6 protein-coding genes are annotated in these 10,333 nt (G+C 61.5%); all 6 read left to right on the top strand.

Annotation, left to right across the window (positions count from 1 at the left end; translation table 11 throughout):
- The coding region (locus AC3WKX_RS05800) for a secretin GspD/PilQ domain-containing protein (RefSeq protein WP_492577146.1) at positions 1–644 on the top strand (644 nt) is incomplete at its 5' end.
- Between the two features lie 4 nt (positions 645–648).
- Positions 649–1,167 (top strand): shikimate kinase AroK, encoded by a 519-nt coding sequence (aroK, locus tag AC3WKX_RS05795; protein WP_003209345.1) that lies wholly within the window; start codon positions 649–651, stop codon positions 1,165–1,167.
- A gap of 147 nt (positions 1,168–1,314) precedes the next feature.
- Positions 1,315–2,415, top strand: coding sequence for a 3-dehydroquinate synthase (gene aroB, locus AC3WKX_RS05790; RefSeq protein ID WP_003209346.1), 1,101 nt, complete (start codon positions 1,315–1,317; stop codon positions 2,413–2,415).
- Positions 2,416–2,425: 10 nt separating this feature from the next.
- On the top strand, positions 2,426–3,985 hold the full coding sequence (locus tag AC3WKX_RS05785) for an SPOR domain-containing protein (RefSeq protein WP_003209350.1): 1,560 nt from the start codon (positions 2,426–2,428) through the stop codon (positions 3,983–3,985).
- A 350-nt stretch (positions 3,986–4,335) separates the two neighbouring features.
- Positions 4,336–8,781: a glutamate synthase large subunit gene (gene gltB / locus AC3WKX_RS05780; RefSeq protein ID WP_003209351.1), complete on the top strand. Its 4,446-nt coding sequence runs from the start codon at positions 4,336–4,338 to the stop codon at positions 8,779–8,781.
- Between the two features lie 32 nt (positions 8,782–8,813).
- Entirely contained in the window at positions 8,814–10,232 is a 1,419-nt protein-coding gene (locus tag AC3WKX_RS05775) for an FAD-dependent oxidoreductase (RefSeq protein WP_003209353.1), read from the top strand.
- The last annotated feature ends 101 nt before the right edge of the window (positions 10,233–10,333 follow it).

Below are 10,333 nucleotides of genomic sequence, written 5' to 3'. Positions count from 1 at the left end.
TCAGGAAGCCGCTGGCGGAGGGGGCCGAGCCGCCTGAAACCCCGCCCAGCTCGCCGTTTGTGGACCTGGGGGCGGTCAACGGCAGCGCCGGCCTCGGTGTCGCGTTTATCACCGACAACCTGCTGCTGGACCTGGAACTGACCGCCATGGAAAAAACCGGCAATGGTGAAATCGTTTCGCAGCCTAAGGTCGTCACCTCCGACAAGGAAACCGCGCGAATCCTCAAGGGCACCGAGATTCCCTATCAGGAGTCCAGCTCCACCGGCGCGACCTCGGTGTCGTTCAAGGAGGCCTCCTTGTCATTGGAAGTGACCCCGCAAATCACCCCGGACGGCTGGGTGATCATGGAGGTCAAGGTCACCAAGGACGAGCCCGACTACCTGAACAGGCTCAACGATGTGCCGCCGATCAAGAAAAACGAGGTCAATGCCAAGGTGCTGGTCAAGGACGGGGAGACCATCGTGATCGGCGGGGTTTTCTCCAATACTCAAAGCAAAGTGGTAGATAAAGTGCCATTTTTGGGCGATGTGCCGTATCTTGGCCGCCTTTTCCGGCGGGATGTGGTTTCGGAGAAAAAATCCGAGCTGCTGGTATTCCTGACTCCGCGTATTATGAATAACCAGGCGATTGCTGTGAGTCGTTGATTCTGTGCGAAATTTGATTCTTGTAGGACCGATGGGGGCTGGAAAAAGCACCATCGGCCGTTTGCTGGCCAAAGAGCTGCGCCTGCCATTCAAAGACTCCGATAAGGAAATTGAATTGCGCACGGGCGCCAATATCCCGTGGATCTTCGATAAGGAAGGCGAACTGGGCTTTCGCGACCGCGAGCAGGCGATGATTGCCGAACTGTGCGGCTGCGATGGCGTGGTATTGGCCACCGGCGGTGGCGCAGTGATGCGCGACGAGAACCGCCGGGCGCTGCACGCCGGCGGTCGCGTGGTTTATCTGCACGCGTCTGTCGAGCAGCAGGTGGGCCGCACCGCTCGCGATCGCAATCGCCCATTGCTGCGCACCGCCGACCCGGCAAAAACCCTGCGGGACCTGCTGACGCTGCGCGACCCGCTTTATCGGGAAATCGCCGATCTGGTGGTGGAAACCGATGAGCGGCCGCCACGAATGGTGGTTCTCGACATTCTCGAGCGCCTGGCACAGTTGCCACCCCGTTAAAGCCAGGGCCGAAATGCGCTATCCTCGGCGGCGCGTCATGACCGTCCGAGTTGTGGCGTAGAGCCATCAGGCAGCGTCAGATCCCGACGTTGCCGACAACGTTAATGTAGGGCAGGACGCCTGCTTTCATCTTCAACGCGGGGACACATGCAGACACTTAAGGTCGATCTTGGCGAGCGCAGCTACCCGATCCATATTGGCGAAGGTTTGTTGGACCAGCCCGAGTTGCTCGCACCGCATATTGCCGGGCGGCAAGTGGCGATCATCTCCAATGAAACGGTCGCGCCGCTGTATCTTGAGCGTCTGAGCCGCAGCCTGGCGGCGTACTCGGTGATCTCGGTGGTGCTGCCGGACGGCGAGGCCTTCAAGACCTGGGAAACCCTGCAACTGATCTTTGATGGCCTGCTGACGGCCCGTCATGACCGGCGCACCACTGTGGTGGCCCTGGGTGGCGGTGTGATCGGCGACATGGCCGGCTTTGCAGCCGCCTGCTATCAGCGCGGCGTGGACTTTATCCAGGTACCGACCACCTTGCTGTCCCAGGTCGATTCGTCGGTGGGCGGCAAGACCGGCATCAACCACCCGCTGGGCAAGAACATGGTCGGCGCGTTCTATCAGCCGAATGTGGTGCTGATCGACACTGCCACCCTCAATACCCTGCCACCCCGGGAGCTGTCGGCGGGCCTGGCGGAAGTCATCAAGTACGGGCTGATCTGCGACGAGCCGTTCCTGACCTGGCTGGAAGAACACGTCGACGCCCTGCGCGCCCTCGACCAGGTGGCACTCACCGAAGCGATTTCCCGCTCCTGCGCCGCCAAGGCGCTGGTGGTGAATGCCGACGAACGTGAGTCCGGCGTGCGCGCCACCTTGAACCTCGGCCACACCTTCGGCCATGCGATCGAGACCCACATGGGCTATGGTGTGTGGTTGCATGGAGAGGCCGTAGCGGCTGGCACAGTGATGGCATTGGAGATGTCGCAACGCCTGGGCTGGATCAGCGCCCAGGAGCGTGATCGCGGGATCCGCCTGTTCCAGCGCGCCGGGTTGCCGGTCATTCCTCCCGAGGAGATGACCGAGGCAGATTTTCTCGAACATATGGCAATAGACAAGAAAGTGATCGACGGTCGACTGCGACTGGTGCTGTTGCGCCGAATGGGCGAAGCGGTAGTGACCGACGATTATCCGAAAGAGATTTTACAGGCCACGCTGGGAGCGGATTACCGCGCCCTGGCCCAGCTTAAAGGTTAATAAGATCCCGATGACTAGTTTGCATGCCGACGAGGCGTTCCTCGGCCATTACCAGTTAAGCCACGACCCTTTTGCTCCTCGGGTGCCTGGTTTCAAGTTTTTCCCTGCGCAACGCAAGCCGGTGCTGGGACAACTGCACCACCTGGCGCGCTACAGCCAGTTGCTGCTGGTGGTCACCGGCCCATTGGGCAGCGGCAAGACCTTGCTGCGCCAGGCACTGGTGGCCAGCACCAACAAGCAATCGGTACAGAGCGTGGTGGTTTCCGCCCGTGGTGCCGGTGATGCGGCAGGCGTGTTGCGTCAAGTGGCCCAGGCCCTCGACGTGTCCACTGCCGAGCCGAATGCGATCCTCAAGCAAGTGGTGCAACTGGGCCTGACCGGCCAGGAAGTCTACCTGCTGGTGGATGACGCCGAGCAGCTCGACGAATCTGCCCTGGAAGCGTTGCTGGCCCTGGCGGCCGGTACGCCTGAAGGGCGCCCGCATGTGTTCCTGTTTGGCGAGTCTTCGCTGATCGCCGAACTTGAACAGATCAGCGGTGAGCAGGAGCTGTTCCACGTCATCGAACTGCAGCCTTACGAAGAAGAAGAAACCCGCGAATACCTGGCCCAGCGGCTGGAAGGCGCGGGGCAGGGCATCGAACTTTTCTCCGCTTCGCAGATCTCTGATATTCACGAAAGCTCCGACGGCTGGCCTGGCACCATCAACCAGGTTGCCCGGGATGCCATGATCGAAGCCATGATTGCCAGCCGCTCAGCGGTAAAGCGTCCAAAGATGGGGTTTACTATGCCGAAGAAGCACGTATTGGCAATTTCTGCCGTTGTCGTGGTTGCCGTCGCTGCCGCCTGGTTGATTCCAGGTCGCAACAAGGCACCGACCACCGCTGGCGCGCCAACCGAACAGGCGCAGTTGCCACTGGGCAAGCCAACACCGAACGTTGAGTTTGCCAACTCCGGCCAACCCACCAACCTGCCAATGGTCGGCCAACCGGTGATGCGCGGCCCGCTCGCCGAAGAAGCTGGCGGCATCTCCGAAGGCGACGATGGGGTGCCCGTGGAAGGCTCCAGCGCCACGCCGCCGACCGTGACCACCACCGCGCCACCTGCGGGCGTGCCAGCCGGTCAGCCAGCGGCCAAGCCGACGCCAGCGCCAGCCCAGGTCGCCACCGCCAAGCCTGCGCCTGTTGCCAAGCCGGTCGCCCCGGCGCCTGCGGCCAAGCCGGCTCCAGCCGCCAAGCCTGCCGAAAAACCGGCCGTCGTGGCCAAGGCCGCGACTGGCGCTGCCGGCAGCAGCTGGTATGCCAGCCAGCCTACCGGTAACTTCGTGGTGCAGATCCTCGGCACCAGCTCCGAAGCCAACGCCCAGGCGTTCGTGAAAGAGCAGGGCGGCGAGTACCGTTATTTCAAGAAAGTGCTCAACGGCAAGCCTCTCTACGTGATCACTTACGGCAACTTCTCCAGCCGTACAGCAGCGGAATCCGCTATCAAGGCCTTGCCAGCGAAGGTTCAGGCTGGTAAACCTTGGCCTCGCACTGTCGCCAGCGTTCAACAAGAACTGGCAACAACTCGCTGAAGATCCGGCGGCCTTACCCAGGCCGCCCTCTCGGCACCTCAAAAAAAACAACACAGCGTGCAGCCCTGAAGGCCGCGCGCTTTGTGGTGTCTGCGTCACAGTGGCTTTTGAGTCGTAGCGGTCAAAATTAAAAAAGTTTTGACTAGCACAGCATATCGCTTTAAACCTTTCATAAATGCGACATAGATTTGCGACATTTCGTCGCTAAATTTGTGAGCGTCTGTGTCGGTGTGTACAATGACCTCCCTTTTGCCCCCGCTAAGCCGGCGTACGTTCGGCGTGGAAGGTAACCGGTTGAATTGAAAAGAAATTTGCCTCGGAATAAGAGGCAGCCTGGTGAGAAAGTGTCTATGAAAGCAGGTCTGTACCAACCCGATGAATTCAAGGATAACTGCGGTTTCGGCCTGATAGCCCACATGCAGGGCGAGCCCAGTCATACCCTTTTGCAAACGGCCATCGAGGCCCTGACCTGCATGACCCACCGCGGTGGGATCAACGCCGACGGCAAGACCGGTGACGGTTGCGGCTTGCTGATTCAAAAGCCCGACCAGTTCCTGCGCGCAGTCGCCAAGGAACATTTCGGCGCCGATTTGCCCAAGCAGTACGCTGTGGGCATGGTGTTCTTCAACCAGGACCCGGTAAAAGCCGAAGCTGCTCGCGAGAACATGAACCGCGAGATCCTGGCCGCTGGCCTGCAGCTCGTCGGCTGGCGCAAAGTGCCGATCGACACCAGCGTACTGGGCCGCCTGGCCCTGGAGCGCCTGCCGCAGATCGAACAAGTGTTCATCGCAGGCGACGGCCTGAGCGACCAGGACATGGCGATCAAGCTGTTCACCTCTCGTCGTCGCTCGTCCGTGGCCAATGCCGCCGACACCGACCACTACATCTGCAGCTTTTCCCACAAGACCATCATCTATAAAGGCCTGATGATGCCGGCGGACTTGACCGCCTTCTATCCAGACCTGAGCGATGAGCGCCTGCAAACCGCAATCTGCGTGTTCCACCAGCGCTTCTCCACCAACACCCTGCCGAAATGGCCGCTGGCCCAGCCATTCCGCTTCCTCGCCCACAACGGCGAGATCAACACCATCACCGGCAACCGCAACTGGGCCGTGGCCCGTCGAACCAAGTTCGCCAACGACCTGATGGACCTGGAAGAGCTCGGCCCGCTGGTCAACCGCGTGGGTTCCGACTCCTCCAGCATGGACAACATGCTCGAACTGATGGTCACCGGCGGCATCGACCTGTTCCGTGGCGTGCGCATGATCATTCCGCCAGCGTGGCAGAACGTCGAGACCATGGACCCCGACCTGCGGGCGTTCTATGAGTACAACTCGATGCACATGGAACCGTGGGACGGCCCGGCCGGCGTGGTAATGACCGACGGTCGCTACGCCGTGTGCCTGCTCGACCGTAACGGCCTGCGCCCGGCGCGCTGGGTGACCACCACCAACGGCTTCATCACCCTGGCGTCGGAAATCGGCGTGTGGAACTACAAGCCGGAAGACGTGATCGCCAAGGGCCGCGTTGGCCCGGGCCAGATCCTCGCCGTGGACACCGAGACCGGTCAGATCCTCGACACCGATGCCATCGACAACCGCTTGAAGTCCCGTCATCCGTACAAGCAATGGCTGCGCAAGAATGCCCTGCGCATCCAGGCAACCATGGAAGACAACGACCACGGTTCGGCTTTCTATGACGTCGACCAGCTCAAGCAGTACATGAAGATGTACCAGGTCACTTTCGAAGAACGTGACCAGGTGCTGCGCCCACTGGGCGAGCAGGGCTACGAAGCCGTCGGCTCCATGGGCGATGACACGCCAATGGCCGTGCTGTCCCAGCGCGTGCGCACGCCGTACGACTATTTCCGCCAGCAGTTCGCCCAGGTGACCAACCCGCCGATCGACCCGCTGCGCGAAGCCATCGTGATGTCCCTGGAAGTGTGCCTCGGTGCCGAGCGCAACATCTTCCAGGAATCGCCTGAGCACGCTTCCCGCGTGATCCTCAGCTCGCCGGTCATTTCCCCGGCCAAGTGGCGCTCGTTGATGACCCTGGACCGCCCGGGCTTCGACCGGCAGATCATCGACCTGAACTACGACGAGAGCCTCGGCCTGGAAGCCGCTGTGCGCAACGTCGCCGATCAGGCTGAAGAAGCCGTGCGCGCCGGCCGTACCCAAATCGTGCTGACCGACCGCCACATTGCCCCGGGCAAGTTGCCGATCCACGCTTCCCTGGCCACCGGCGCGGTACACCACCGCCTGACCGAAAAGGGCCTGCGTTGCGATTCCAACATCCTGGTTGAAACCGCCACCGCCCGCGACCCGCATCACTTTGCGGTGTTGATCGGCTTCGGCGCTTCGGCGGTGTATCCGTTCCTGGCTTACGAAGTACTCGGTGACCTGATCCGTACCGGCGAAGTCCTGGGCGACCTCTACGAGGTGTTCAAGAACTACCGTAAAGGCATCACGAAGGGCCTGCTGAAGATCCTGTCGAAGATGGGCATCTCCACCGTCACGTCCTACCGCGGCGCGCAATTGTTCGAAGCCATCGGCCTGTCGGAAGAAGTTTGCGAGATGAGCTTCCGTGGCGTGCCAAGCCGCATCAAGGGCGCACGTTTCGTCGACATCGAAGCCGAGCAGAAAGCCCTGGCCGCCGAAGCCTGGAGCGCGCGCAAGCCGATCCAGCAAGGTGGCCTGCTGAAGTTCGTGCACGGTGGCGAATACCACGCCTACAACCCGGACGTGGTCAACACCCTGCAAGCCGCCGTGCAGCAAGGCGACTACGCCAAGTTCAAGGAATACACCGCGCTGGTGGATAACCGCCCGGTGTCGATGATCCGCGACCTGTTCAAGGTGAAAACCCTGGACACGCCGCTGGCCATCAGCGAGATCGAGCCACTGGAATCGATCCTCAAGCGTTTCGACTCCGCCGGTATTTCCCTGGGCGCCTTGTCGCCTGAGGCTCACGAAGCCCTGGCCGAAGCCATGAACCGCCTGGGCGCGCGTTCCAACTCCGGCGAAGGCGGTGAAGACCCGGCGCGCTACGGCACCATCAAGAGCTCGAAAATCAAGCAGGTCGCCACTGGCCGTTTTGGTGTAACCCCGGAATACCTGGTCAACGCCGAAGTGCTGCAGATCAAGGTTGCCCAGGGCGCCAAGCCGGGTGAAGGCGGACAACTGCCGGGCGGCAAGGTCAACGGCCTGATCGCCAAGCTGCGTTATGCAGTGCCGGGCGTGACGTTGATTTCACCGCCGCCGCACCACGACATCTACTCGATCGAGGATTTGTCGCAGCTGATTTTCGACCTCAAACAAGTCAACCCGCAGGCCCTGGTCTCGGTGAAACTGGTCGCAGAAGCCGGCGTGGGCACCATCGCCGCGGGTGTGGCCAAGGCCTATGCCGACCTGATCACCATCTCCGGCTACGACGGCGGCACCGGCGCTTCGCCGCTGACCTCCATCAAGTACGCCGGTGCGCCGTGGGAACTGGGCCTGGCCGAGACTCACCAGACCCTGCGCGGCAACGACCTGCGCGGCAAGGTCCGGGTGCAGACCGACGGTGGCCTGAAAACCGGCCTCGACGTGATCAAGGCTGCAATCCTCGGCGCCGAAAGCTTCGGCTTCGGCACCGCGCCAATGATCGCCCTGGGCTGCAAATACCTGCGCATCTGCCACCTGAACAACTGCGCCACCGGCGTGGCCACTCAGAACGAGAAGCTGCGCAAGGACCACTACATCGGGACCGTCGACATGGTGGTGAATTTCTTCACCTACGTCGCCGAGGAAACCCGTGAGTGGCTGGCCAAGCTGGGCGTGCGTTCCCTGGAAGAGCTGATCGGCCGTACCGACCTGCTGGACATCCTCGAAGGCCAGACCGCCAAGCAACAACACCTGGACCTGACGCCGCTGTTGGGCAGCGATCACATCCCGGCCGACAAGCCACAGTTCTGCCAGGTTGACCGCAACCCGCCGTTCGACAAGGGCCTGCTGGCCGAGAAGATGGTCGAGATGGCCACTTCGTCGATCAACGACGCAAGCGGCGGCGAATTCGCCCTGGATATCTGCAACTGCGACCGTTCCATCGGCGCACGCATCTCCGGCGAAATCGCGCGCAAGCACGGCAACCAGGGCATGGCCAAGGCGCCGATCACCTTCCGCTTCAAGGGCACCGCTGGCCAGAGCTTCGGCGTATGGAACGCCGGTGGCTTGAACATGTACCTCGAAGGCGACGCCAACGACTACGTGGGCAAGGGCATGACCGGCGGCAAGCTGGTGATCGTCCCGCCAGTCGGCAGCGTCTACAAGACTCAAGACAGTGCCATCATCGGCAACACCTGCCTGTACGGCGCAACCGGCGGCAAGCTGTTTGCCGCGGGCACGGCCGGTGAGCGTTTCGCAGTGCGTAACTCCGGTGCCCACACCGTGGTTGAAGGCACGGGCGATCACTGCTGCGAGTACATGACCGGGGGGTTTGTCGCGGTGCTGGGCAAGACCGGCTACAACTTCGGTTCGGGCATGACCGGCGGTTTCGCCTACGTGCTCGACCAGGACAACACCTTCGTCGACAAGGTGAACCACGAGTTGGTGGAGATCCAGCGGATCAGCGGCGAAGCGATGGAATCCTATCGCAACCACTTGCAGCATGTGCTGGACGAATATGTCGAGGAAACCAACAGCGAATGGGGTCGTAACCTCGCTGAAAACCTCGATGACTACCTGCGCCGTTTCTGGCTGGTCAAGCCCAAGGCTGCCAACCTGAAATCGTTGCTTTCCAGCATCCGTGCCAACCCGCAGTGATATGCGCCTGAAGAGTTTGATGAGGTTTTAACATGGCTGAACGTCTGAATAACGACTTCCAGTTCATCGATGTCGGGCGCAAAGATCCGAAGAAGAAACTGTTGCGTCAACGCAAGAAAGAGTTCGTGGAAATCTACGAGCCCTTCAAACCCCAGCACTCGGCCGACCAGGCCCACCGCTGCCTGGGTTGCGGTAACCCGTATTGCGAATGGAAGTGCCCGGTGCACAACTTCATTCCGAACTGGCTGAAGCTGGTGGCCGAGGGCAACATCCTCGCCGCCGCCGAGCTGTCTCACCAGACCAACACCCTGCCGGAAGTGTGCGGCCGGGTGTGCCCGCAGGACCGTCTGTGCGAGGGTGCGTGCACCCTCAACGACGGCTTCGGCGCGGTGACCATCGGTTCGGTGGAGAAGTACATCACCGACACCGCGTTCGCCATGGGCTGGCGCCCGGACATGTCCAAGGTCAAGCCGACCGGCAAGCGCGTCGCGATCATCGGCGCGGGCCCGGCGGGCCTGGGCTGTGCCGACGTGCTGGTACGTGGCGGCGTGACCCCGGTGGTGTTCGACAAGAACCCGGAAATCGGTGGCCTGCTGACCTTCGGCATCCCCGAGTTCAAGCTGGAAAAAACCGTACTGAGCCATCGTCGCGAAGTCTTCACCGGCATGGGTATCGAGTTCCGCCTCAATACCGAAATCGGCAAGGACGTGACCATGGAGCAACTGCTCGAAGAATACGATGCCGTGTTCATGGGCATGGGCACCTACACCTACATGAAGGGTGGCTTCGCCGGTGAAGACCTGCCGGGCGTGTACGACGCTCTGGACTTCCTGATCGCCAACGTCAACCGCAACCTGGGCTTTGAAAAGTCGCCGGAAGATTTCGTCGACATGAAAGGCAAGAAGGTCGTGGTGCTGGGCGGTGGTGATACCGCGATGGACTGCAACCGCACTTCGATTCGCCAGGGCGCCAAGTCGGTGACCTGTGCCTACCGTCGTGACGAAGCCAACATGCCGGGTTCGCGCAAAGAGGTGAAGAACGCCAAGGAAGAAGGCGTGAAATTCCTCTACAACCGCCAGCCGATCGCTATCGTCGGTGAAGACCGTGTCGAAGGCGTGAAAGTGGTCGAGACCCGTCTCGGCGAACCGGATGCCCGTGGCCGTCGCAGCCCCGAGCCGATCCCGGGTTCCGAAGAGATCATCCCGGCAGACGCCGTGGTCATCGCCTTCGGTTTCCGCCCAAGCCCGGCGCCGTGGTTCGAGCAGTTCGAAATCCAGACCGACAGCCAGGGCCGCGTTGTAGCCCCGGAACAAGGCCAGTACAAACACCAGACCAGCAACCCGAAAATCTTCGCCGGTGGCGACATGGTTCGCGGGTCTGACCTGGTAGTGACGGCCATCTTCGAAGGCCGCAACGCCGCCGAAGGGATCCTGGATTACCTGCAGGTCTGACCCCGATCCCGGATTGAAATGGGATCAAAATGTGGGAGCGGGCTTGCTCGCGAATGCGGTATATCAGTCACCAGATGTGTTGGCTGACCCACCGCTTTCGC

The organism is Pseudomonas sp. GP01-A4 (assembly GCF_058780865.1).
This window is presented reverse-complemented; position numbering and strand designations above follow the sequence as displayed.

What these genes read in the sequence shown, in the direction of transcription:
- AC3WKX_RS05775 (WP_003209353.1), top strand. Translation starts at nt 8,814, where the DNA reads ATGGCTGAACGTCTGAATAACGACTTCCAGTTCATCGATGTCGGGCGC.
- AC3WKX_RS05785 (WP_003209350.1), top strand. Translation starts at nt 2,426, where the DNA reads ATGACTAGTTTGCATGCCGACGAGGCGTTCCTCGGCCATTACCAGTTA.
- aroB (WP_003209346.1), top strand. Translation starts at nt 1,315, where the DNA reads ATGCAGACACTTAAGGTCGATCTTGGCGAGCGCAGCTACCCGATCCAT.
- gltB (WP_003209351.1), top strand. Translation starts at nt 4,336, where the DNA reads ATGAAAGCAGGTCTGTACCAACCCGATGAATTCAAGGATAACTGCGGT.